We start from the raw sequence: 24,405 nt of genomic DNA on the forward strand, positions 1-24,405 counted from the left end.
GCGCAACGACTTCACCGGCCGCGGCGAGAACAAGCGCGAGGAACTCGCCGCGTTCCTCGAAGACCTCGAGCGTCAGGCCACCAAGTTCGAGGAGATGCGCGATCGCTCCCTCGCCCGCGAACGCGCGAAGGCCGAAGCACGCGCGTCGTAAGCTCAGATCGGCTGGTGTGCCCGGTACCGACTTCGGTGCCGGGCACCACTGTTTTCGGGCCGTCGCTCTCGGCCCACCGCCGTCACCATGATCACGTTCCCTCCGTTCCAAAGGCTTCTCTCATGACACTGCAGATCGGCTCGCTGGAGTTGGCCAGCCCCGTCGTCCTCGCACCGATGGCCGGCGTCACCAATGTGGCGTTCCGCACGCTGTGCAGGGAGCAGGAGTTGCAGCGGGCGGGCAGTACCTCGGGTCTGTACGTGTGCGAGATGGTCACTGCACGCGCGCTCGTCGAACGCCAGCCGGCGACGATGCACATGACGACCTTCGGCCCCACCGAAACCCCGCGGTCGCTGCAGCTCTACACCGTCGATCCGGACACCACGTACGACGCGGCGAAGATGATCGTCGACGACGATCTGGCCGACCACATCGACATGAACTTCGGCTGCCCGGTTCCGAAGGTCACCCGAAAGGGCGGCGGTGCTGCGCTGCCCTACAAGCGGAACCTGTTCGGTCGTATCGTCGCTGCGGCCGTCAAGGCGACCGAGGGCACCGACATTCCCGTCACCGTCAAGTTCCGCGTCGGCATCGACGAGAACCACCACACTCATCTCGATGCAGGTCGAATCGCCGCAGGCGAGGGCGCGGCGGCAGTGGCACTGCACGCCAGAACCGCCTCTCAGCGTTACTCCGGCACTGCCGACTGGAACGAGATCGCGCGACTGAAGGAACACGTCTCCGGCATCCCGGTACTGGGCAACGGCGACATCTTCTCGGCGTCCGATGCGGTTCGCATGATGGCGGAGACCGGGTGCGACGGCGTCGTCGTCGGGCGTGGTTGCCTGGGTCGGCCCTGGCTGTTCGCAGAACTCAGCGCCCGCCTGAACGGCAGGCCCGAACCCACTCCACCGACCCTCGGCGAGGTGGCCACCATCATCGCCCGGCATGCCGAGCTGCTCGCTCAACATCACGGTGAGAGCAAGGGTCTGCGCGAGCTACGCAAGCATGTGTCCTGGTATCTCCGCGGGTTCCCGGCGGGGTCGGATCTTCGGGTCTCGATGGCGTTGGTGTCCACTCTCGGCGAACTGGACGACCTTCTGGCGCAACTCGATCCGACCGTTCCGTTTCCCAAGGACGCCGAAGGCCCCCGTGGTCGGCAGGGCTCGCCGGGCGCGGTTGCGTTGCCCGACGGTTGGCTCGACGACCCGGAGGACGTCTGCGTTCCCGCCGGTGCCGATCTGATGCATTCCGGCGGCTGATTCGCGGCTGACCAGCAGCCCACCTCGCACGAGTGGACCATGCCGCTCGAGTCAGTACTATGGCTGGGATTGCCGAGTTGACGGCGCGTGCGTGTGATGGAAGGCCAGGTTCGAATTCGTGGGAGACGATCGAGAGTCGGGCCCGTCTGTGCCCGAGGGTCGCGCCCCATGGGAGCGCCCGCTGTCTTCAATCGGACGTTCCGGACAGCGCCCACCTCGCTCCGAACGTCCTGCAACACCGGACGCAGAGCAACCACCGCAGCCCGGAGACAGCGGCAGGCTCGGCAAACGATCACCGCGTAACGCCGACACCGTCTCGGTCGCCGAGTTGGTGGACAAGATGTCGCGCTCGGGATCGATGCGGCAGGTGCCTGACGAACGTCCCGAAGTCGAAGAGCCGACCGAGGTCATCGCCCCCATCACCGATTCCACTCCCTCGCCTGCCCGGGCAGTGCCGCCGACTCCGCCGCCGCATGCGGCACCGGAACCGGTGGGCGCGCCCGCAGCGGATCGACCGACTCTGACGCGGTTGGCGATGAGTCGGGTACGTCGCCGCCGTCGGGTACGGATGATCGGCCGAAGCCTGGTCTCCCTCGTCGCGATCCTGGCCGTGGCCTTGACCGGAGTGGTGTGGGGATACCTACGCAACACCGATCAAGGATTTCTCCAGGTCGCCGCTCTCGATCCCGATTCGACCGACGTCGTCGACGCCGCAGGCCAGTACGGTGACGAGACGTACCTGATCGTGGGCACCGACACCCGCGCCGGGGCCAGCGGCGAGGTGGGAGCCGGAACCGTCGCCGACGCCGAGGGATCGCGCTCGGACACCGTCATGTTGGTCAACATCCCCGCCGACCGCAGTCGCGTCGTCGCGGTGTCCTTCCCCCGCGACCTCGACGTGACGCGGCCGGAGTGCGAGCAGTTCGACAACATCACCAATACCTACACCGGGGAGATGTTCCCCGAGGCCTACGGCGACAAGCTCAACGCCACCTACGCCCTCGGCGGCCCGAAGTGTCTGGTCAAGACCATCCAGAAGATCTCGGGCCTGCGTATCGGACACTTCGTCGGGATGGACTTCGCCGGGTTCGAGTCCATGGTCGACGAGGTCGGCGGCGTCGAGGTCTGCACCGCGCAACCCCTGTTCGACTACGAACTCGGAAATGTCCTTCCCAACGTCGGAACACAACGTATCGACGGCCGCACCGCGCTGAACTACGTTCGGGCTCGCAACGTCGAGTCCGAGGGCAACGGCGACTACGGCCGCATCAAGCGACAGCAGCGTTTCCTGTCGTCGCTGCTGCGGTCCGCGCTCTCGAACAACGTGCTGCTCGATCCCGGCAAGCTCAACGGGTTCGTCAACGCGTTCACCTCGGACACGTTCGTGGAGAACGTCAAGACTCAGGACCTGGTGACACTGGGACGCTCGCTGCAGAACGTGGACGCCGGCGCGGTCACCTTCCTGACCATCCCCACCACCGGCACCAACGACTACGGCAACGAGATCCCGAACGACGACGCGATCGGTGCGATCTTCCAGGCCATCATCGACGACGCTCCGTTGCCCGGCGAGGAACGAGCGGAGCCGGTGACACCCGAATCATCCGCACCTGCCGCCGTACCCGACGCGCCACTGTTGGCCGTGGACCCGTCGACCGTGTCGATTCAGGTGTCCAACGCATCCGACATCGCCGGGATGGCGCAGACGGCGTCCGACGAACTCGCGGTCTACGGATTCCAGATCCTGACGGTCGGCAACTTCTCGGGCACCGCAGCGCAGACCGTGGTGCGCTACTCCCAGGATCAGGAAGCCGCCGCTGCGACGGTCGCGTCGGCGATTCCCGGCGCCGCCATCGAGTTGGCACCGAGCCTGAACAATGTCGTCGAGGTCGTGCTCGGCTCGAACTATCCCGGATACACCCAGTACCCGACGGCGTTCGGTACCGAAATCGATCCCACTCAGGTGGAAGGAACCACCCAGAGTGCGCCCCTTCCGGAGGATCTCTCGTACACCAACGCGGCCGACGACACGTGCGCCTGACTTCATTCATGCTCCGTTAACCCTCGGGACAGGGAACTGGTCGGTGTGAGCTACTAAACTTCGCTCATGCGCGTCGCCTACAACGAACAGATGAACGAGCTTGCCGATCTCCTCGGAGAGATGGCGAGCCTGGCTGGTGCGGCCATGGAAAAGGCCACTCAGTCCCTCCTTCAAGCAGACCTGGTGCTCGCCGAGCAGGTCATTTCCGAACACGACAGGATCACCGAGCTCAGCGCGGTGTGCGAGGAGAAGGCATTCACCCTTCTCGCCCTGCAGGCTCCGGTCGCAGGCGATCTCCGTTCGGTGGTGGCCGGCATTCAGATCGTTGCCGACATCGACCGTATGGGCGCGCTCGCACTGCACGTTGCCAAGATCACCCGCCGCAGGCACCCGAACCACGCCCTCCCCGAGGTCGTCAACGGGTACTTCGCCGAGATGGGTCGCCTCGCCGTCCAGATCGGCGCGTCGGCTCGTGAGGTCCTCGAGACCCGCGATCCCGAGCGCGCTGCCAAGCTGCAGGAGGAGGACGAGGCGATGGACGATCTGCACCGTCACCTCTTCACGGTGTTGATGGACCGTGAGTGGAGCCACGGGGTCGCTGCTGCGGTGGACGTGACCCTGCTCGGTCGCTTCTACGAGCGGTTCGCCGACCACGCCGTCGAGGTCGGCCGTCGAGTGATCTTCCTGGTGACGGGTGAGCTGCCCATCGACCTGAGCCACAACAACATCCCCACCTCGTAGGCCTGCCCTCGTCGAGAACCGAGTAGCGCTGCGCTGCAACGCTACTCGGTTCTCGCATCGGGGCAACGAGCGCAGATGTCGAAAAAGCCCCCGCCGAGCCTGTGCTCAGCGGGGGCTTCTTCGTTCGTGTGTGGTTATCCGAAGCGGCCGGAGATGTAGTCCTCGGTGGCCTTCTGCGTCGGGTTGGAGAAGATCTTCTCGGTGTCGTCGATCTCGATGAGCTTGCCGGGCTTGCCGGTCGCCTCGAGGTTGAAGAAGCCGGTCTGGTCGCTCACACGGGCGGCCTGCTGCATGTTGTGCGTGACGATCACGATCGTGAAGTCCTGCTTGAGTTCCTGGATCAGGTCCTCGATGGCGAGGGTGGAGATGGGGTCAAGAGCCGAGCACGGCTCGTCCATCAGCAGGACGTCGGGAGAGACGGCGATCGCGCGAGCGATGCACAGACGCTGCTGCTGACCGCCGGAGAGGCCGCCACCGGGCTTGTCGAGGCGATCCTTGACCTCGTTCCAGAGGTTCGCTCCCTTGAGCGAGCGCTCGGCGATCTCGTCGAGTTCCTTCTTGCCGCGGCCGCCCTGCAACTTCAGGCCCGCAACGACGTTGTCCCGGATCGACATCGTCGGGAACGGGTTGGGGCGCTGGAAGACCATGCCGATGGTGCGACGCACACCCACGGGGTCGACGCCGCTGCCGTAGATGTCCTCGCCGTCGAGCAGCACCGAACCCTCGACGCGGGCACCCGGGGTGACTTCGTGCATACGGTTCAGCGAACGCAGGACGGTCGACTTACCGCATCCGGACGGCCCGATGAACGCGGTGACGCTGCGCGGCGGTACGGCCAGAGTGACGTCGGAGACGGCGTGGAACTTGCCGTAGTAGATGTTGACGTCCTTGAGATCGAGACGCTTTGCCATGTTCTTCGTTCCTTAGAATTCGCTGGAGTCGGGTGGGTCAGAAGTTCTTGGGCGAGAAGAACTTCGAGACCAACTTCGCGCCGATGTTGAGTATTGCGACGATCAGGATCAGCGTCAGGGCTGCTCCCCACATGCGCTCAGCGGTGAGCACGCCGGTTCCTGCTTTCTGCAGGTCGACCATCATGAGCGGCAGAGACGTCTGCGGCCCGGAGAAGATGTTGAAGTTGATGGCGGTGGCCGATCCAACCAGGATCAGCACCGGTGCCGTCTCGCCCATCACGCGGGCCAGGGCGAGCATGATGCCGGTGACGATGCCGGACAGGGCCGTGGGAATGACGATCTTGGCGATGGTCTTCCACTTCGGGACGCCAAGGGCGTAGGACGCCTCGCGCAGGTCTTGCGGGACGATGCGCAGCATTTCCTCGGCCGAGCGCACGATCACGGGGATCATCAGGAGCACAAGGGCGAATGCGACGGCGACACCGGAGCGCTGGAATCCGAAGGTGGCGATCCACAGCGCGTAGATGAACAGGGCCGCGACGATCGACGGAACACCGGTCAGAATGTCGACCATGAAGGTCGTCACTCGAGCCAGTCGTGTACCGGCCCCGTACTCGACGAGGTAGATGGCGACGAAGATGCCGATCGGGATGGAGATGATGGCGCAGAACAGTCCTTGCAGGAGTGTTCCGACGATGGCGTGGTAAGCGCCGCCGCCTGCGATGAACTGGGTGACGCCGGCCTGCGAGTTCTGCCACCAGGTGGGCGAGACCACGGCGGACAGTCCGCGCGAGATCACCGTGTAGAGCACCCAGATGAGCGGTACGAGTGCGACGAGCACCGAGAGGCTGACGAGGATCGTCGCCGTGAGGTTGGACGCTTTACGCCGAGCGCTGACGCCCTGGAACGTCGGTTCCTTGACGGGCTTGTCCATGGTTGCGGTCACGGGTCAGTCCTTCTTTCCGGCGATGGCGGCGCGGGCACCGGCGTTGACGACGAAGGTGAGGATGAAGAGCACCAGACCCGCGGCGATGTAGGCACCGGCTTGGAGCGGGTTGTTGAACTCGCCCGCGGCCAGCGCGATCTTCGTGGCAAACGTGGAACCGCCGTCGAACAATGTTCCGCCGAAGGTTGCCTGAGTGCTGCGGATGATGATGTAGAGCGCGATGGTCTCACCGAGTGCACGACCGAGACCGAGCATGGAGCCGCTGACGTAGCCGGACTTTCCGAACGGAATGACCGTGGTGCGCACGACCTCCCAGCGGGTGGCTCCGAGGGCGAGAGCTGCTTCGATCTGCCCCTTCGGCGTCTGCATGAAGACCTCGCGGGTCACGGCTGCGATGATCGGCAGGATCATGACCGCGAGCACGATGCCACCGGTGAAGATGGTGCCACCGCCTGCGATGGAGACCGAGCCGGTGCCGAAGAGCGGGAACCAACCCAGGTTGGCGTTCAGCCACTCTGCGAACGGGCTGATGGCGGGCGCGAGGACGTACAGGCCCCAGAGGCCGAAGACGATCGACGGAACTGCGGCCAGGAGATCGATGACGTAACCGAGCGGTCCCGCGACTCGCTTGGGTGCGTAGTTCGTCAGGTAGATGGCGATGCCGAGTGCGACAGGCATCGCGAGGATCAGCGCGAAGAGAGACACCGTGACGGTGACCAGGAAGAGATCGAGAACGCCGAACACCATGGCCGAGGTGTTGGAGGTGTCCCACGCGCCGTTGTAGGTCAGGAAGTTGACCGTGTTGTTCGACAGTGAGGGGATGGCACGCCAGAGCAAGAAGATGCCCACGGCGGCGATCAGGGCGATGATGAAGATGCCCGAGCCCTTGGCGAGGCCGGAGAAGATCCTGTCACCGGGACGTGTGACGGTCCCCGTCTTGTTCTTGTCTGACAATTGTGGTTCTTCCGGTTTGTGCGCGGCACCCGCGGTGGGCACGGTAGCCGCAGAGGGGACGCCGGTCATCGAGTGGGTGTCGCTCATACCGCTCACTGTCTCGTGTGGAGGTCGAGGACGGTCCTACTTCGGCTCGCGTTGCCACGAGCCGAAGCAGGGTTACGTCTCATTGAATCAGGCGATTGCTTCGATAGCGGTGGTCAGACGCTCCTTGAAGGACTCGGGGAGCGGCACGTAGCCGGCTTCCTCGAGGCCCTGCTGACCCTCGTTGGCTGCGCTGAGCAGGAACGACTTGACTGCTGCCGAGGTCTCGGGGTCGTAGCCCGCCGAGCAGACGATCTCGTAGGTTGCGAGAACCAGCGGGTAGGTCTCGGCCTCGTTGCTGGCGTACAGCGCGTCGATGTCGATGACGAGGTCGTTGCCCTCGCCGGAGAACGTTGCCGCATCGATGGCTGCGGCAGCCGACTCGGTGGTGAGCTCGACCGGTCCGTTGCCGAAGTCGACGGCAGCCGTGCCGAGGCTCTCCTGGTCGGCGAAGCCCTTCTCGACGTAGGTGACCGAGCCGGGGGTGGCCGCGACTGCCTGGGCCACGCCCGAGGATCCGTTGGCACCTTCGCCGACGCCGCCGGCCCAGTCGGAGCTGTGGTTCAGGGTCCACGCCTCGGGAGCCGAAGCGGCGAGGAAGCGCTGGAAGTTGTCGCTGGTGCCCGAGGAATCGGAGCGGTAGACGGGGGTGACCGCGGTGGCCGGCAGGTCGACGCCCTCGTTGAGTGCGGCGATGGCGGGATCGTTCCAGGTGGTGATCTGGCCGGTGAACATGCGCGCGATGACGTCCGGGTTCAGCGCGATGTTGTCGACGCCGTCGAGGTTGTAGGCCACGGCGACCGGTCCGAAGACCAGCGGAAGGTTCCACGCCGGGTTGCTGTCGCAGCGGGTGGCCGCCTCGACTGCCTGCTCGTCCTTGATCGCGGAGTCGGAGCCGGCGAAGTCGACCAGTCCGGCGACGAACTGCGTGCGGCCGTTACCCGAGCCGCTGGTGGTGTACTCGACTGCCTTGCCGGCACACACGCCGGAGTAGATCGAGGTGAAGTTGGACATTGCGTTCTGCTGCGCGGACGAGCCTTCGCCGGTCAGCGGGGATTTGCCCTCGCAGGTAGCCGAGGAGTCGGATGCGCCGTCCGTGGTGGCGACGTTGGCGTCGCTACCGCATGCGGTCAGCAACATGGCACTGATGGCCACTGCACTCATGAGAGCACCGTTGCGCTTGAGGTTCACCTGTTTCCTCCGGGGAATCTGTAGGCCGTGTCCACGGCTCGGACCTGAGCGGCCGCGCTGTGACTGTGTGGGTGCCGGCTCCGAAAGAAACCTCGCACCAGGCGACGTAGGTTGTCGCCCATCGAGAAAGGTAAGGGCAGGTGGTAGACGTTTACCCCCGCATAGGTGAACGGGAGATGAACACCGCAGTCGGTGTGTCCGTTCACGCACTGCGCGCGTAGGCGGCATCCACGTGGTAGTTCTCGAAGCCCAGCTTGGTGTACGTGTGCACGGCAGCGGTGTTGTCGGCCTCGACGTAGAGCATGATCTGGCCCAGTTCTCTGCTGCGTAGATAGTGCAGGCCGGCCAGCGTCAGCACCCGCCCCAGACCACGACCCTGCGACTGCGGGTCGATTCCGACCACGTACACCTCGCCGATGGCCGGTTCCGCACCCTCGGCCCGGTGGACCTTCGTCCAGTGGAAACCGAGGAGGCGGTCACTGCCTTCCTCGAACGCCAGGAACAGGCCCGCCGGATCGAACCACGATTCTTCTCGCCGTGCGTCGATGTCGCGATCGGTCCAGCCACCCTGTTCGGGATGCCACGAGAAGGCCGCATTGTTCACGCGCAGCAGCTCGGCGTCGTCCTGATGCCCCCGATAGGTTCGGAGTGAAATACCTTCCGGCACAACAACATCCGGAAGATCGGGATGCCCGGACGAGCGACGCATCTGGAGCAACTCGCGAACGACCTGCAGCCCGAGCGCCGCAGCGACGGACCGTGCGGCGGGCAGATTGCCGTGCGCCCAGATACGGGTATCGGAGCCGACATCGAGTGCGTGAGAAACCAATTCGCGCCCGACACCGTGACCGCGGAAGGAAGGGTCGACGACGGCCTCGGCCATCCCGTCGGCGATTCCGACGTAGCCCACCACACGATCGTCTTCGGTCGCGACGAACCGAACGACCTCGTCGCCGTCGTCGACGGCCTTCACGGCCTGCTCCGACAAGGGCGCAGTGCCGTCGGCTTCCGTTGCGCGCGAAAGGATTCGATGAATCTCGTAGGAAACTCGGGAAGACGGTGCTCCGCCGTCGATCGAATGGACGTCGAAGGCAGGATCCGAACTCATCTACGAGAGCGTACTCTCTTGCTCGAACTCGAAATCCGCATCGTCGGAATCCCCGCCGGCAGCATCCGATGCCACCGGTCCACCCTTGGCATTGCGCGCCGGACGAACAGCCTTGTATCCCACGTTCCGCACGGTTCCGATGAGCGACTCGTACTCGGTACCGAGCTTGGCGCGGAGGCGTCGAACATGGACGTCGACGGTGCGCGTACCACCGAAGAAGTCGTAGCCCCACACTTCCTGCAGGAGCTGGGCGCGAGTGAAGACCCGGCCCGCATGCTGAGCCAGATACTTCAGCAGCTCGAATTCCTTGTAGGTCAGATCGAGCGGACGGCCCCGTAGACGCGCGGTGTACGTGCCTTCGTCGATGACCAGTTCGCCGAGCGTGATCTTGCCCGAGGTCTCCGGGCTGGCAACTCCCCCGCTACGGCCGACCAGCAACCGCAGTCGAGCGTCGAGCTCCGCGGGGCCGGTGCCGGGGAGCAGGATGTCGTCGAGGCCCCAGTCGGAGTTCACCGCGACGAGTCCGCCCTCGGTGAGAACTGCCACGACGGGGATGGCCGATCCGGTACTCCCCAGCAGGCGACACAGACCACGAGCAGCAGCGAGATCGGTGCGCGCGTCGACCAGTGCGATGTCTGCCGAACCGGCTTCGAGAAGCGAGGACACCTCGGTGGGCACCGGGCGTACGTGATGCGCCAGGAGAGCGAGGGACGGCAGAACGCCCTCCGGATGGGGATCGGAGGTCAGTAGTAGGAGCTCCACTGCGTCTCCATTCTTACTGCTGGCCGGTCCAGCCCAGGCTGGATTGGAGTGATCGTCAAGGACACAGACTAGCTTGTCCGTACAACCGGCCGAAGAGGGCAGTACGCGATCCGTCGGTCACAATGGACCCGTGCGCACACTTCTCATCGGACTCGCCAGCCTGCTGGCCCTCGCGCTCGTGGTCGATTTCGGCGCAGCGGCCTACTCGGAGTACCGGGTCTCCCGCGCGATCCGCGCGGGCGGTGAGCTCACCTCGGACCCTCAGGTGATCGTGCACGGCTTCCCGTTCCTCACCCAGGCGGCGGACGGCCGCTATCAGAACATCGAGATCCGAGCGCAGGACGTGCCGACCGACTACGTCGGCTCGACGACGATCGAGGCCAATCTCCGCGGCGTGCACATCGCGCTGTCCGACCTGATCGACAACAACGTTCGAGCGATCCCGGTGGACGAGCTCGACGGCCGCGTCCGTATCGAGGCGACGGACCTCGGCCGGTTCCTCGGCATCGTCGACCTGCAGGTTTCCGCCCCGCCGGCCGACAAGTCGGACGGTACCGGCGGTTCCGGTGGGTCGGGCAAGACCACGACCGGTGGCGTCGTGCTGACCGGAACGGTTCCGGTCGGCCCCCTCGAGACGACGGTGAGCGTCAAGGCCGATCTGTTGCTCGAAGGTGACAGCGTCGCCATCGTGGCGTCGGACTTCTATTTCGGCCCGGAGGGTCAGGCAGATTTCTCGATCCCCGATTTCGCCGAGCCCACGGTGCTGGGGCTGTTCACCAAGACCATCGAGCGTCAGAGCCTGCCCTTCGGGCTCCTCCCGACCGACGTCTACGCGGAGGGCTCGCAGATCGTCATCGAAGGGTCGGGCGATAACGTGACCATCGACCTCAACGAGATCGAGAAGCCGTGACAGGTATCACAGTTCTGGTCGTCGTGGCGATACTGGCCGTCGCCACCGGATTGTTCCTCCGCAGCCGATCGGGTGCAGTGCGGGCAGTGCGTACCACCGAATCCGAGACCGACGCTCTGTACCCACTTCTGCTCGACGCAGGTGCCGCGACCGACTCCGCGACGGTGCTGCACTTCTCGGCGGACTGGTGCGGGCCGTGCGCAGCTGTGCGACGCGTCGTCGGGCAGGTGTTGGACGGGCGAAACGACGCTCGGGAACTCGAACTCGACATCGACGCCCATCCGATCCTCGCCCGCGAGCTGGGCGTGCTGTCACTGCCCACGACTTTCGTCCTCGACAGCGCATTGCAACGGCGCTCCAGAATCGCGGGGGTGCCGTCCGCTGCGGCGCTACGGTCCGCGCTCGACAACCTCTGACCGGCCCTCCCGAGACCGACGGTAGGACCCGACGCTGGTAACGGGTAGGATGCTCTTCGTGTTCTCCCGCCGCGAGCTGATGCTCACCAGTCGACGCACAGTTGATCTGTGCCGACTGGGCGGTTGTTGCTGTCGCTGCTGCTGATTTCCTTCTGCCGCCACGCCCATGCGTGATGTCCGGCCCGATGATCGAAATCCACGTCCGAGCACTGCCCATCCGGCGTGCCCCGGCCTCGCACAGGAGTACATCTCGATGTCGACACCCGACACCAGAACCACCACCGACACCACCGTCGACCAGGTCGATGTTCGCGGACCGCGCTTCGCCGCATGGATCACCACCGCCGTCCTGGTCCTCGTTCTCGTCCTCACCACGTTCTCGGTCCCCGCGGCGGCAATCCTGCTCGGGCTACAGGCGATCGTGTTCGGAATCGGAGCCGTCCGCGGACCCAAGCACAGTCCGTACGGCACGATCTACGCGACATTCGTCGCACCGAGGCTGTCCCCCACCAGCGAACGCGAGCCGGTGGCACCGTTGAAGTTCGCTCAACTGGTGGGCTTCGTGTTCGCCGCCGTCGGAGTTCTCGGCTTCGCGCTCGGCGCTCCCGTCGTCGGCACCGTGGCCACGGGCTTCGCGTTGTTCGCGGCCTTCCTCAACGCCGCATTCGCGGTATGCCTCGGCTGCATGATCTACCCCCTCGCTGCGCGACTGCGCACCACCTCGCGCACCACTGCTTGACCTACACCGATCCATAGAGAAACACCGAAAGGAACACCATGGCCCGCTCCGACGTCCTGGTCTCTGCCGACTGGGCCGAGCAGAACCTGAACGCACCGAAGACCGTCTTCGTCGAGGTCGACGAAGACGCAAGCGCCTACGACGGCGGACACATCGAAGGTGCGGTCAAGCTCGACTGGCGCAAGGACCTGCAGGACCCGGTTCGCCGCGACTTCCTGAACCAGGAACAGTTCTCGGACCTGCTGTCGGCCAAGGGCATCAGCAACGACGACACCGTCGTCCTGTACGGCGGAAACAACAACTGGTTCGCCGCCTACGCCTACTGGTACTTCAAGCTGTACGGCCACAAGGACGTCAAGCTCATCGACGGTGGCCGCAAGAAGTGGGAGCTCGACGGCCGCGCGCTGTCCAAGGACGTCGTCAGCCGTGAGACCACGCAGTACCGAGCCGAGGCACCCGACCTGTCGATCCGCGCGTTCCGCGACGAGGTCATCGACGCCATCGGCAACAAGAACCTGATCGACGTGCGTTCGCCCGACGAGTTCTCGGGCAAGATCCTCGCCCCGGCTCACCTTCCGCAGGAACAGGCGCAGCAGCGTGGCCACGTGCCATCCGCGATCAACATCCCGTGGAGCACGACCGCCAACGAGGACGGCACGTTCAAGTCCGACGAAGCGCTCGAAGAGCTGTACAAGACCAAGGGCTACGACGACAGCAAGGCCACCATCGCCTACTGCCGCATCGGCGAGCGTTCGAGCCACACCTGGTTCGTCCTCAAGGAGCTTCTGGGCAAGGAAGACGTCAAGAACTACGACGGCAGCTGGGTCGAATACGGCTCTCTCGTCGGAGCACCCATCGAGCTGGAGGTTCGCTGATATGTGTGGAGCACCCGTGCAAGGCCAGACCATCCCCGCAGGCGTCGACGTCGAGAAGGAGACGGTCATCACCGGCCGCGTCCTCGCAGGCGACGGTGAGCCCGTAGCCGGCGCTTTCGTGCGTCTGCTCGACGGCAGCGGCGAATTCACCGCAGAGGTCGTCGCGTCGGGCACCGGAGACTTCCGGTTCTTCGCCGCCCCCGGACAGTGGACGCTGCGTGCACTGTCGGCATCGGGCAACGGCGACACCGTCATCGCTCCCGACGGCGCAGGCGTGCACTCGGCGAACGTCACCGTCGGAGTCTGATTCCGCCCGTTCGTATCTCACGAGAAAACCCCCGCACCTGCTCGCAGGTGCGGGGGTTTTTCGCTCTTCCGGAGGCCTCTAGTTGGGAACGGGTGCCGGGGCCGCCGGATCGGGAACCGTCGAGTACTGCGGCGGGAACATCCCTTCCGGTACCGGGATTCCCTGGGACTCGAGGAACGCGCCGAGATCGCTGATCTGGGTGACCGTCCCCGGCTCCGGCAGCAGTCGAGGTTCGGCCGGGGCCTCGGCGGGCGCGTCCTGCGGTGCGGCGGCGTCGGGAGCAGGTGCTTGCTTCTTCTCGCGCTCGGTGCGGGCGAGGTCCGTCACCCACGCGACGATCTTCTCGCTCTCCCACTCGTAACCGTCGTTGGGGTCGTTGTACCAGTACGACAGGTGCTGCAGGAATCCGAGCAGCAGGTACGGCCCGAGTACGACGTCGGCGATGCCCTTGTTGTTCTCGACCATTCCTTCGCCCTCGGCGCGCAGCTTGGCCTCGACGGTGTCCGCACCCGGCCCGAGTGCCCAGTTGAGGTCGGCGAGCAGCTGGTCGGGGGACAGAGCCGCCACCGCCTTGGCGTCGTCGACCTGATACTGCTGGTCGGACACCTTCACCAGGACCTGTAGCAGCGTTTCGTCCGATTCGAGCCACGACTTGTTCGTCGCGATGTCGACGATCGCACGAGTGGCGATCGTGGACACCGTCCGGGCGAAATCGGCCACCGTCTGAACGGGGTTGAGCAGGGTGAAGCGCATCTGGCCCAGAACCCCCAGGGCCAGCTGCAGCAGTTCGATCTTGTCGGGTGCATCGCACGAGAGATCCCAGGGTCGGCACGACCAGGTGACCTTGTCGGTCAACGTTCCGTAGTCCCGAGGCGACTGGTCCATGAATCCACCGAGCGACTCGCCGGGCTCGTCATCGAAATTCGGCACCCCGGCCGGCCGGTACGGCGATCCGACCATCATCACTCCGGCGATATCGTCGGCGGTGACCAGCGCGTCGGGATTGCGGTGGCCGATCTCGACGGCCATCCGGTCGAGTATCTCGCCGCCGACGCTGTACCCGACCAGAACGAACTTCGTCCTGTCACCGCACTTGGTCTTGTACTCGTCCATCAGACGATTCGTCGACGCGATGCCTTCGGCGATGGTGTTCTGATAGGTCGAAACGTCGTCGAGCACACCGACGCCGTACGTCGATGCGTAGGGAACGTACAGCCAGCCGACCGTGCCTGGGCTGCCTGCATTGACCTCACCGGTGGGAACCGTGACGTTGCCGACCCAGTTCGACGCCACGGTCGACGATTCCTCGTTCAGAGGATTGCGCCCCGAATCCGAGTCGGTGGCACCGGACACGGCGAGCATCAACACATCCGGGCAGTCCTGCGCGTAATTGTTGGGGTCGATGTTCGGGCCCTGCGACGACCCGAAGTCGGACGAGCCGGAATCCGCCGATCCCGAATCCGGGGCGGCGAGCGCGGCTGCCGGTGCGGCGAGAGCCAACGCCAGTGCACACACCGCCGATTTGAACGACACGGATCCGAACGACGATGTCCGTTTACGACGCAGCATTGTTACGGAGACCTCCCCAGCCTTCGAGACAGAACACAGTGAAAAACGTCGAGCCCTCGCCCTCGAGCACCCGACGCCCCCCGAAGAAGGTACCTGCTCGCCGGACTTTCTCCATCAATACGAGTGATCCAGCGCACTGACGACCCCGAAGTTGGGTAGATGTCACCAAGGACACAGCCCGGATTCGGGCCGCTGTTCTCGACGACGATCGCAGCGGGTTAAACTCGCTCTCGTGGTCATCTTCTTCGAGGTATTGCTGGCGCTTGCGGCAGTAGCCATCATCGCGTTCTCGCTGTATGTCGTCTACCGACTGGTCAACGACGAATCGTGACAGAACCGGTTGCGGGTCGACCCGGCAGTGCTGACGAGGGGCTCGACACCCCCATCACCAGTGGCGACGAAGCAATAGCGGCTGCCGAGCAGAAGTTCGCCGACGCGTCGACGCGGAACGTTCCGGTCCTGCCGGACATCCCGCATCCCGACGACACGGCCAACCTCCGCCTCGGCCCCGATCTGCACCCGTCGATGCTCGCTCTGTTGCCTCTCGTCGGCGTGTGGCGCGGTGAAGGCGAAGGCCACGACCCCGAGTCCGGTACCGACTACCCCTTCGGTCAGCAGATCGTCGTCACCCACGACGGCGGTAGCTACCTGAGCTGGGAATCACGTTCGTGGCGACTCAATTCCGACGGTAACTTCGCACACCCCGATCTCCGCGAAACCGGGTTCTGGCGCATGAGCGGTGGCAACGGGCTCAAGGGTTCCGAGGACGAAGAGGTCGTCGAGCTGTTGCTGACACACAGCACCGGCGTCGTCGAACTGTATTACGGCCATGCACTCACCAAGTCGTCCTGGGAACTGGCCACCGATGTCGTCATCCGAAGCACATCGGGTGCGTTGGTCGGCGGGGCCAAGCGGCTCTACGGCATTGTCGAAGGCGGGGATCTCGCGTACGTCGAAGAACGAGTCGTCGCCGACGGCCCATTGGCACCGCGGTTGTCCGCGCGCCTGACTCGTTACATCGGCTGACTCTCCAGCACTACCCACTGCACGCGAACGGCCCCCGAGCCATACCTGATGTCAGGTCCCGACCGGACAGGTCGGGGGCTCGGGGGCCGGGTAGCTGTCTGGGATTCGCTTGCCGCTCGCGCGGTCTTCGCAGTGAATCCGTCAGCGATTGCGGCTAGCTGACAGCCACCTCACGCGTCCTAGAGTTCATCAACTTCAGACCACCTCCTCTCTCGTGTACTTCACAACGTACGCCCGAGTTTCCGAGTCGGCAAAGAGTTTTTTCGCACTGTCCGAGCCGAGGTCGATCACCTGGTCGGCGTCGGTGTGCTCCGGCAGTTGATGGGTGACGACCACCACTGTTCGGTCGGCTCCGAACAATCCTCCGTCCGTGGTGAGCAGCTGGCGCAGTATCGATTCGCCGGAGATTCGGTCCAGGTGCTCGGTCGGTTCGTCGAGCAGCACGATCGGTGCCGTGCTGAGCACGGCCCGCGCGAGCAGCAGTCTGCGGCGCTCTCCCCCGGAGACTGCCTGGGCGCCGCCCACCAGGGTGGTGTGGACTCCGAGAGGCAGAGCGTCGAGCCATGGACCGAGGCCGACTTTCTGCAGTGCCCTGATTGCTTCCTGCTCGTCCACATCGCCGCGCACCACTCGCAGGTTCTCCAGAATCGAGGTGTCGAACAGGTGCGCGTCCTCGGCGAACAGCGCTGCCTCCGAACCGCATTCCTCGGCGAACTCCCGCAGCATCGTGCTCTTGCCCGATCCGCTGGGTCCGATCAGTGCGCTTCGCGCAGTGGTGCGGTCAAGTGCCTCAGAGGGCACATAACCACGCCACTGCGGCGGAGCCGCATCGAGCATGGCGAGGATTCGAGTTGCCGCGATTCGTCCACGCATCAGGGCGATTGCCGCTCCGGGCAGTGCCGCCGTCGCCTCGAAGGCGGCCAGCGGAACCAGCACGACGATGGCCAGGGCCATCGGTGTCATGCCACCTGAGGTGCCTCCGGTCGGTCCGTACAGCCCGATGCCGACGAGCAAGGACCCGATCACCGATGCACCGATCGACAGCGGACCGGCGGCATCGGCCAGCGCCGACGGTCGTGCCGCCCGGTCGCGTGCGAGAACCGAGTCCTGAGCTGCCCCATGGGCTTCGGTGAGCGTCGCGTCGAGTCGTCCGGCGACCCGCAGCTCTGCGGCGTGGTCGAGTGCCCGAACGGCCGTCTCGGTGAACCGCGCGTCGGCGTCGGCTCCGGCCTCTTCGGCGACCCGTGCCGACCGCGCCGCCAGGATCGGTGCGCCCACCCCCGCGATCAGCAAGGACACCGCCAGGATCGACGCGGCAGCAGGCGCGATACCGGCGACCAGGCCCACGGCTGCGAGCATCATCACGACGCTGACGCAGATGGGAACGATCGCGCGTACGACGACGTCGCCGAGCACGTCGACGTCCGCCCCGGTGCGAGCCAGGACGTCACCGCGCCGCAGAGTGAGCGCGCCCTGCCCGTTCGCCAGTCGTTCGTAGATCCTCGTGCGTGCTGCCGTCGTACCGCGCAGGGCCGCGTCGTGTGTGGTCAATCGTTCGAGATAGCGAAACACGCCGCGGGAGATGCCCAATGCACGAACGGCCACCACTGCGACGGTCAGATCCAGCACCGGAGGCATCTGCCAGGCTCGGGTGATCAACCATGCCGACAGTGCGGCGAGTGCCAGTGCGCTGCCGAGAGTTGCCACGCCTGCGGCCACGGCCAGTGCCACCCGCCGTGGGGACAGCTCGAACAGGGCCAGCGCGCGTCGTAGATCAGACATGATCGAACTCCCGTGCCACCTCTGAGCTGCTTCGCACCTCGACGACGCGGTCTGCGGCGTGCAGTACCGAGCGCCGGTGACCGACCATCACCACGGTGACCCCGCGATCGGCTGCATCTCGAAGGGCCTGCAGCACAGTCCGTTCGCTCGCCGCATCCAGGTGCGCCGTGGGCTCGTCCAGCACCATCACCGGAGCAGCGGAGACGAACGTTCGGGTCAGGGCCAGACGTTGCAGCTCGCCGAGCGACAGACCGACTCCACCCTGACCGACGCGAGTGTTCCAGCCGTTCGGGTGCTCTCGCAGTACGGCATCGAATCCCGAAGCGCGGCAGGCCGCGTCCAGTGCGGCGGCGTCGGGCATGCCGTGGAGGGTGACGTTCTCGTGGAGCGTGCCGGGAAGCAATATCGGCCGCTGCGGAAGCCAGGCGACCTGTGCCCACCATCGATCGAGATCGAGATCGACCACGGGCACACCGCCGACCAGAACCGCGCCGCTCGTGGGCGTCGTGAGTCCCAGAACCGCGTGCAGTGCAGTCGATTTACCCGAGCCGTTGGGCCCGGTCAGTACCGTGATGGTGCCCGGTCGGCACAGCGCACTCAACTGGGCCGGAGCGTCGCCGTCCCGGCTCGCGACGGTGAGTCCGGCGAGTTCGATGTTCGCGGTCGCAGCGTCGACGGTCCGGCGGCCGGTCGGCTGTGTCGTACGCCTGTCCAGGACTCGGAAGGCGCGCTCCGCGGCCTCGACGCCGTCCTCTGCTGCGTGGAACTGGGTCCCCACGGCGCGCAGCGGGAAGTACACCTCGGGGGCCAGGATCAACGCGATGATGCCCGCTTCGAGAGTCATCTCGCCGAAGACCAAGCGCAATCCGATGCCGACGGCCACGAGCGCGACACACAGGGTCGCGAGCAACTCGAGCACCATCGACGACAGGAAGGCGATCTTCAACGCGCGCATGGTGGTTCGTCGGTGCGCGTCACCCAGTGCGCGGATGCGAGCGGCCGGTCCGTGTTCGCGACGCAGCGCGCGCAAGGTCGGCAGGCCGGCCAGAAGATCGAGCAACTGTGCAGACAGCCTGGTCATCGTGGAGAGCGTCGCCGCGGCTCGGCCCTTGGTCAGCAACCCGATCAGAATCATGAAGATCGGAATGAGCGGCAAGGTCACCGCGATGACCACCGCCGACGTCACGTCCTGGGTGACGATGACGATCAGAACCAGCGGAGTGACGATGGCCGCCGACACCAGCGCCGGCAGGTATCCGGTCAGGTACGCCCGCAGACCCCCGATTGCTCGGGTCACGACGACGACCAATTCTTCCCGCTCCCGGTCGAGCTCGCGAGGCTCGAATCGCGTTGCTGCAGTGAGCACCTCCACTTCCAGCTCGGCCACCACACGTGACGCCGACCGGTGCGCGTAGCGGGACTGAGCTCCGGTTGCGAGCACACGGACGGCCACTGCGCCCGCTAGCACCGCCAGTTCCGTCGTCCAGGCGGACAGCGATCTGGCCGTCGGTTCGGTGATGACCCCTGCCAGCACAGTTCCGATTGTCAACGCGCTCACGATGATGCAGAGCGTGACGACGGTCGACAGTGCAACCGTGACGATCAGGTAGCCCCGCGCGGATCGAGAGTATTTCCACAGTCGGGGATCGACCGGTCCCCGCGTGCGAGCGGAGGCGGTCACGATTTCACCGTCAGTCCGATCGAGTCCGGGATGTGGGCACTCGAAATGCGTTGGCGGAAGACCCAGTACGTCCACCCCTGGTATCCGATGACGACGGGTGCGGCGAACGCTGCGGCCCAGGTCATCACTTTCAGTGTGTACGGGCTGGACGACGCGTTCGCGATGGTGAGATCGAAGGCGGCATCCGTGCTGGACGGCATGACGTTCGGGAACAGGGAGGCGAACAGCAGCACCACAACCGCAACGATGGCAATGCTGGTGAACACGAAGGCCCAGCCTTCACGCACTCTCGCCGTCAGCGCGACGACGAGGAGCAGGGCCACCGCTGCCACGCCGACGAGTACCCAGGTCCATGTCTTGCCGTGGGCGAGTTGGGTCCACACAGCGAATGATCCGCCGACGAGAACTGCCGGAATTGCCAGTCGCGTCGCGATTTTCACCGAGTCCTCGTGCACGTCTCCCGAGGTCTTGAGTGCGATGAACACCGCGCCGTGCAGCGCGAACACCAGTGCCATCGTGGCTCCGCCGAGCAGTGCATAGGGGTTGAGCAGATCGAAGAAGCCGGCGGTGACCTTCTTGTTCTCGTCGATGGCGACGCCGCGCACGATGTTGGCGAAGGCAACGCCCCACAGCACCGCCGGTACCCACGAGCCGATACCGATGCCGATGTCGCAGCGCCTGCGCCACACCGGATCGTCGATCTTGCCACGCCATTCGATGGCGCAGATGCGCAGGATCAGTGCCACCAGGATCAGCAGCAGCGGCAGGTAGAAGCCCGAGAACAATGTTGCGTACCACTCGGGGAACGCTGCGAACAGCGCGCCGCCTGCGGTGATGAGCCAGACTTCGTTGCCGTCCCAGACCGGGCCGATCGTGTTCAGTACGGTGCGTCGACGCTTCTCCCCCGTGGCGGAATCGGGGTGCCGCCCGAGAATGGGCATGAGCATTCCGACGCCGAAGTCGAACCCTTCGAGCACGAAATAGCCGACGAAGAAGAAGCCGATGACGAAGAACCAGAATTCGGGCAGTGACATTGCTATCCCCTAGTAGGCGAACGAGAGCTGTTTGGGCTCTTCGTCTTCCGATTCCGGTGGGTCGACGTGCGGATGCGCGTCGTGTTCGAGAGGCCCTTCGACCACGTAGCGTCGGAGCAGGTAGAACCACACCCCACCGAGAGCGGCGTAGAGCAGTGTGAACGTCACCAGTGAGGCGAGAACGAGGCCGACGGGATGGTCCGAGACACCTTGGTCGACGGTGAGCCGAATCTGATCGACGCCGGACAGGTTGGGTGCGACGACCCATGGCTGGCGGCCCATTTCGGTGAAGATCCAACCGGCGCTGTTCGCGAGGAACGGCGTCGGAATGGCCAGCAGCGACAACCGCGAGAACCACTTCTGGTCGGGAATCCGGCCACCCCGAGTGACCCACAGTCCCGCGATCGCGAGCAGTGCTGAGCCTGCGGCCAGTCCGATCATCATCCTGAATGCCCAGTAGGTGACGAACAGGTTGGGCTTGTAGTTGCCCGGGCCGAACTGCTGCTCGTACTGCTCCTGCAGTTGGTTGACTCCCTGCACGGTGGCACCGAAGTCGTTCTCCGCCAGGAACGAGGTGAGGCCGGGGATCGAGATGAGGTGGACCACGGACTCGCAGTTGTTGTGGGTGCCCACGGTCAGGAGCGAGAAACTGGCTCCGGTCTCGGTGTCGCACAACGATTCTGCGGATGCCATCTTCATCGGTTGTTGCTCGAACATGAGCTTGCCCTGAATGTCTCCGGTGATGGCCAGCGCGCCGCCCGCGACGATCATGACGATGAAGGACATGCGCGCTGCCGACCTGAACATCGAACGCGAGTCGGTGGCAGGGAGCGGAGCCTGCGGAGTGACCCCGGTGGCCGGGGCCGGGAGCGTGTCGAACTCGTTCTCGGTCTTCGCTTTACGAGCCTCGCGGACCATCCACCAGCCGGAGATGCCTCCGACGAACGTCGCGGCGGTGAGGAACGCTCCGGCCACGGCGTGTGGAAATGCTGCCAGTGCAGTGTTGTTGGTGAGCAGGGCCCAGATGTCGGTCAGTTCGGCGCGGCCGGTCTCTTCGTTGTAGATCGCGCCGACGGGATGCTGCATCCAGGAATTGGCGGCAATGATGAAGAACGCCGAGGCGTTGACGCCGATGGCGACGAGCCAGATCGTGGCCAGGTGAACGAGTTTGGGGAGTCTGCTCCATCCGAATATCCACAGTCCGAGGAACGTGGATTCGAGGAAGAAGGCGACGAGGCCTTCGAGTGCGAGCGGAGCGCCGAACACGTCACCGACGAAGCGGGAGTATTCGCTCCAGTTCATGCCGAATTGGAATTCCTGGACGATGCCGGTGGCGACGCCGAGGGCGAAGTTGATGAGGAAGAGCTTGCCGAAGAACTTGGTCAGTCGGTACCAGGAGTCCTTGCCGGTGATCACCCACATGGTCTGCATGGCAGCCACCATCGGAGCGAGGCCGATCGTGAGGGGAACGAGTATGAAGTGGTAGACGGTGGTGATACCGAACTGCCATCGTGAGACATCCAAGGCGTCCATCAAGGCTCCGAACTCTTCCACCCGTACTGTGACGGGTAACACCGCAGGTCAGGGCGTTGGCCCGCGACGAATTCGACAGTACTACTACGAGTAGTAGTAGGGAAGAGTCCTTCGGCAGAGTCGTTGGACTCCTACCGAGTTTCGGCCGTCTCAACGGCGGCATCGACCATCGATCGAACGTCGTCGGTGTGCCGCCGAGTGCCCAGCGGGACGCCGTTCATCGTCGTGACCCGCGCGGCGAGAGTGACGCTCGAGACCAGCCAAACACCATCTGCGGCAATGAGATCCGCCGGATACAGGTGTCCGCGTTCGCACGTCCAACCGGCGGACTCGGCTACGGAGAACAACCCGGCGACCGTGGTTCCGGCCAGGATGCCCTGCTCGACCGACGGTGTGACGAGAGTCTTACCGCGCGCGAGCACCACCGTCGAGCGCGGACCTTCGAGCACCCGCCCCTCGCTGCTGAGATAGATGACGTCGTCGACGCCCTGAGCGGACGCGTGCCGGAGCGCGGCCATGTTGGTGGCATACGACAACGTCTTGGCCCCCGCGAGCTGCCACGGCGCTCGGGACGAGAAGTCCACCGAGTAGCCGCGATCGAGCGTGATCACCGACACCCCGTCGGTGCGCGCGGCTCGCACTCGCTCGGGCAGCGCTCCCACCGTCACGTACGCGGTGGGGTCACCGCCGCCCTCGCGTCCGCGGCTGAGAACCAGACGCAGGACTGCCTCGTTCTCGGACTCTCGCGCCCACAGTTCGACGGACTGTTCGACGACGGCGCGCCACTGGTCGAGATCGGGAACGGGCAGGTCCAGTGCCTTCGCGGACGCCACCAGCCGAGCCAGATGCAACTCGACCGCACACGCCGCGCCGTCGCGCACGAGCAGCGTCTCGAACACCCCGTCGCCGCGCACCGCGGCCAGATCGTCGGCGAACAGCAACGGCCGATTCGCGTCGTGCACCCGGCCGTCCAACGTCACCACTACCGACTCCGACATGCCCGTCACCCTAGAGGGGAGCGGACGCGTTCGATCAATCCGCTCGGTCGGCCGCCGCCATCGCGTCGGCGTACTCGTCGAGGTCGAGATCCTCGGCGACGACGACCTTGGTGCCGTTGTAGACCTCGCGGTCGATCTCGTCGTCGGCGTTGGCCACGAGCATGGCGACGAACGTGTCTCCGTTGACGTTGAGGAACGTACGGAGAATTCCGGCGAACCAGTCGACGGCGATCAACAGGCCGACGGCCTCGAACGGTAGGTCGAGCGAGGTCGCGAGGAACATCGCAACGACGGGGAATCCGCCGGGCACGGTGATGGTGCCCATGTTGAGCAGAACCGCCAGGCCCATGCCGAGCACGATCTGCCCGAGACTCAGCTCGATGTTGCCTGCCTGCGCGAGGAACATCACCACGATCATGTAGTTGAGAACGGCACCGTACGAGCCCATGGTGAGCCCGATCGACAGCGTGAAGTTGGCGACCTTCTGGCTGACGCCGACCTTCTCGACGGTGTTGCGCAGCACCGTCGGGAACGTGACGGCCGAGCTCGTGGTCGTCACTGCTACGGCCGTCTGCTCGGTGAGCTTGCTGGGCAGCTTCCACGGGTTCAATCGGGTTCGCATCGTCACGACCACGACGAAGAGCGCGAACAGAATCAGCACCCCGAGGAGAGTGGTGCCGAGGTAGCTCAGTGCGGTGGAGACCACGGAGAACCCGACGTCTCCGGCCAGCGCGGCGAGCAGACAGAACACACCGACCGGGGCGATGACCATGACGAGCCGGATCATCGTCAGGACGATCTGCTGAATCTGGTCCATGAACGAGAGCACCTGGGTGTTGCCGGTCTTGGTGATGTGACTGCGCAGCGCGATACCGAAGAGCAGCGAGAAGACGATGATCGGCACCATCGTCGCCGTCGACATGGCGTCGAACACGTTGGTGCTGACGAAGTTGAGCAACGTGTCCTGCCAGCCGAGCGCCTCACCCGCCGATTCCTCGAGCGACGGATCGAGCTGCTGGGTGAACACCATGCCCGCGCCCGGGCGAACGATGCTGCTCAGCACCCAGGCCAGCACGGCCGCGACCACCGAGAACCCGATCATCCACTTGAAGGTGCGGAAGGCGATCCTGCCGGTTCCCGCTCCTGCCATCGATCCGGTGGCGACGATGACCGAGGCCATCACCAGCGGGACGATCGACATCTGGATCAGTCGGATGAACAGATCGCCGATGAACTTCAGGTTCGCGGCCCACTCGCCGACCACCAACCCGAACACGATGCCGCCGATCGCGGCGAGGCCGATCTGCGCGGCTGGATGCGCCAGTTTCTTCATGGATCGACACGCTAGGTATGCGCCGTCGCGGTGCCGTGTCATCGCCGTTTC

22 protein-coding genes and 1 pseudogene are annotated in these 24,405 nt (G+C 65.1%); 10 read left to right on the top strand and 13 right to left on the bottom strand.

Going from position 1 to position 24,405, the window contains the following annotated elements; genetic code table 11:
• The 4 genes and pseudogenes from CH273_RS28050 to phoU form a co-directional block, all read left to right on the top strand.
• A pseudogene (locus tag CH273_RS28050) lies at positions 1-151 on the top strand (acyl-ACP desaturase); the annotation flags it as partial.
• Positions 152-273: 122 nt separating this feature from the next.
• Positions 274-1,413 carry a tRNA dihydrouridine synthase DusB gene (gene dusB / locus CH273_RS01080; RefSeq protein WP_032395893.1) on the top strand — a complete coding sequence of 380 codons (1,140 nt, stop codon included), beginning with the start codon at positions 274-276 and terminating at the stop codon, positions 1,411-1,413.
• Positions 1,414-1,531: 118 nt separating this feature from the next.
• Positions 1,532-3,454 carry an LCP family protein gene (locus tag CH273_RS01085; protein WP_032395894.1) on the top strand — a complete coding sequence of 641 codons (1,923 nt, stop codon included), beginning with the start codon at positions 1,532-1,534 and terminating at the stop codon, positions 3,452-3,454.
• Between the two features lie 66 nt (positions 3,455-3,520).
• A complete protein-coding gene (gene phoU / locus CH273_RS01090; protein WP_032395895.1) occupies positions 3,521-4,195 on the top strand; it encodes a phosphate signaling complex protein PhoU in 675 nt (224 codons plus the stop codon).
• A gap of 134 nt (positions 4,196-4,329) precedes the next feature.
• Here the strand turns inward: phoU and pstB are convergent, their stop codons facing one another.
• The 6 genes from pstB to CH273_RS01120 form a co-directional block, all read right to left on the bottom strand.
• Positions 4,330-5,106 (bottom strand): phosphate ABC transporter ATP-binding protein PstB, encoded by a 777-nt coding sequence (pstB, locus tag CH273_RS01095; protein WP_032395896.1) that lies wholly within the window; start codon positions 5,104-5,106, stop codon positions 4,330-4,332.
• 37 nt (positions 5,107-5,143) lie between these two features.
• Entirely contained in the window at positions 5,144-6,052 is a 909-nt protein-coding gene (gene pstA / locus CH273_RS01100; protein WP_032395897.1) for a phosphate ABC transporter permease PstA, read from the bottom strand.
• A gap of 3 nt (positions 6,053-6,055) precedes the next feature.
• Positions 6,056-7,093, bottom strand: a complete 1,038-nt coding sequence (gene pstC, locus CH273_RS01105) for a phosphate ABC transporter permease subunit PstC (protein WP_032395898.1) — start codon at positions 7,091-7,093, stop codon at positions 6,056-6,058.
• An 87-nt stretch (positions 7,094-7,180) separates the two neighbouring features.
• Positions 7,181-8,281, bottom strand: coding sequence for a phosphate ABC transporter substrate-binding protein PstS (gene pstS, locus CH273_RS01110; RefSeq protein ID WP_032395899.1), 1,101 nt, complete (start codon positions 8,279-8,281; stop codon positions 7,181-7,183).
• A 202-nt stretch (positions 8,282-8,483) separates the two neighbouring features.
• Positions 8,484-9,389, bottom strand: coding sequence for a mycothiol synthase (mshD, locus tag CH273_RS01115; protein ID WP_032395900.1), 906 nt, complete (start codon positions 9,387-9,389; stop codon positions 8,484-8,486).
• Positions 9,390-10,151: a winged helix-turn-helix transcriptional regulator gene (locus CH273_RS01120; RefSeq protein ID WP_032395901.1), complete on the bottom strand. Its 762-nt coding sequence runs from the start codon at positions 10,149-10,151 to the stop codon at positions 9,390-9,392.
• 130 nt (positions 10,152-10,281) lie between these two features.
• On the opposite strand from CH273_RS01120, the gene CH273_RS01125 reads away from it, so the two are divergent.
• The 5 genes from CH273_RS01125 (at position 10,282) to CH273_RS01145 (ending at position 13,398) form a co-directional block, all read left to right on the top strand.
• Positions 10,282-11,061 carry an LmeA family phospholipid-binding protein gene (locus CH273_RS01125; RefSeq protein WP_032395902.1) on the top strand — a complete coding sequence of 260 codons (780 nt, stop codon included), beginning with the start codon at positions 10,282-10,284 and terminating at the stop codon, positions 11,059-11,061.
• Entirely contained in the window at positions 11,058-11,477 is a 420-nt protein-coding gene (locus CH273_RS01130) for a thioredoxin family protein (RefSeq protein ID WP_032395903.1), read from the top strand. The genes CH273_RS01125 and CH273_RS01130 overlap by 4 nt, the downstream gene beginning before the upstream one ends.
• Positions 11,478-11,730: 253 nt before the next feature.
• On the top strand, positions 11,731-12,216 hold the full coding sequence (locus CH273_RS01135) for a DUF4395 domain-containing protein (protein ID WP_032396296.1): 486 nt from the start codon (positions 11,731-11,733) through the stop codon (positions 12,214-12,216).
• Positions 12,217-12,254: 38 nt separating this feature from the next.
• Positions 12,255-13,091: a sulfurtransferase gene (locus tag CH273_RS01140; RefSeq protein WP_032395904.1), complete on the top strand. Its 837-nt coding sequence runs from the start codon at positions 12,255-12,257 to the stop codon at positions 13,089-13,091.
• A gap of 1 nt (position 13,092) precedes the next feature.
• Positions 13,093-13,398, top strand: coding sequence for a DUF1416 domain-containing protein (locus CH273_RS01145; protein WP_032395905.1), 306 nt, complete (start codon positions 13,093-13,095; stop codon positions 13,396-13,398).
• 78 nt (positions 13,399-13,476) lie between these two features.
• Here CH273_RS01145 and CH273_RS01150 read toward each other — a convergent pair whose 3' ends face one another.
• Positions 13,477-14,967, bottom strand: coding sequence for a cutinase family protein (locus CH273_RS01150; RefSeq protein ID WP_032395906.1), 1,491 nt, complete (start codon positions 14,965-14,967; stop codon positions 13,477-13,479).
• A gap of 384 nt (positions 14,968-15,351) precedes the next feature.
• Between CH273_RS01150 and CH273_RS01155 the strand changes: the two genes are divergently transcribed.
• Positions 15,352-15,993: a heme-binding beta-barrel domain-containing protein gene (locus CH273_RS01155; RefSeq protein WP_052049779.1), complete on the top strand. Its 642-nt coding sequence runs from the start codon at positions 15,352-15,354 to the stop codon at positions 15,991-15,993.
• Positions 15,994-16,188: 195 nt separating this feature from the next.
• On the opposite strand, the gene CH273_RS01160 is transcribed toward CH273_RS01155, so the two are convergent.
• From CH273_RS01160 to CH273_RS01185, 6 genes are all read right to left on the bottom strand, one after another.
• Positions 16,189-17,775: an amino acid ABC transporter ATP-binding/permease protein gene (locus CH273_RS01160; protein WP_052049645.1), complete on the bottom strand. Its 1,587-nt coding sequence runs from the start codon at positions 17,773-17,775 to the stop codon at positions 16,189-16,191.
• Positions 17,768-19,459 (bottom strand): thiol reductant ABC exporter subunit CydD, encoded by a 1,692-nt coding sequence (gene cydD / locus CH273_RS01165; protein WP_032396298.1) that lies wholly within the window; start codon positions 19,457-19,459, stop codon positions 17,768-17,770. Before cydD ends, CH273_RS01160 begins: the two co-directional genes overlap by 8 nt.
• Positions 19,453-20,490: a cytochrome d ubiquinol oxidase subunit II gene (gene cydB / locus CH273_RS01170; protein ID WP_032395908.1), complete on the bottom strand. Its 1,038-nt coding sequence runs from the start codon at positions 20,488-20,490 to the stop codon at positions 19,453-19,455. Before cydB ends, cydD begins: the two co-directional genes overlap by 7 nt.
• A 9-nt stretch (positions 20,491-20,499) precedes the next feature.
• Positions 20,500-22,023: a cytochrome ubiquinol oxidase subunit I gene (locus CH273_RS01175; RefSeq protein ID WP_032396299.1), complete on the bottom strand. Its 1,524-nt coding sequence runs from the start codon at positions 22,021-22,023 to the stop codon at positions 20,500-20,502.
• Positions 22,024-22,154: 131 nt separating this feature from the next.
• Positions 22,155-23,021 carry an aminodeoxychorismate lyase gene (locus CH273_RS01180; protein ID WP_032395909.1) on the bottom strand — a complete coding sequence of 289 codons (867 nt, stop codon included), beginning with the start codon at positions 23,019-23,021 and terminating at the stop codon, positions 22,155-22,157.
• Positions 23,022-23,055: 34 nt separating this feature from the next.
• Positions 23,056-24,354 (bottom strand): dicarboxylate/amino acid:cation symporter, encoded by a 1,299-nt coding sequence (locus CH273_RS01185; RefSeq protein WP_032395910.1) that lies wholly within the window; start codon positions 24,352-24,354, stop codon positions 23,056-23,058.
• Between the last annotated feature and the right edge of the window lie 51 nt (positions 24,355-24,405).

Source organism: Rhodococcus sp. 05-339-2, from assembly GCF_002258965.1.
Classification (GTDB): domain Bacteria; phylum Actinomycetota; class Actinomycetes; order Mycobacteriales; family Mycobacteriaceae; genus Rhodococcoides.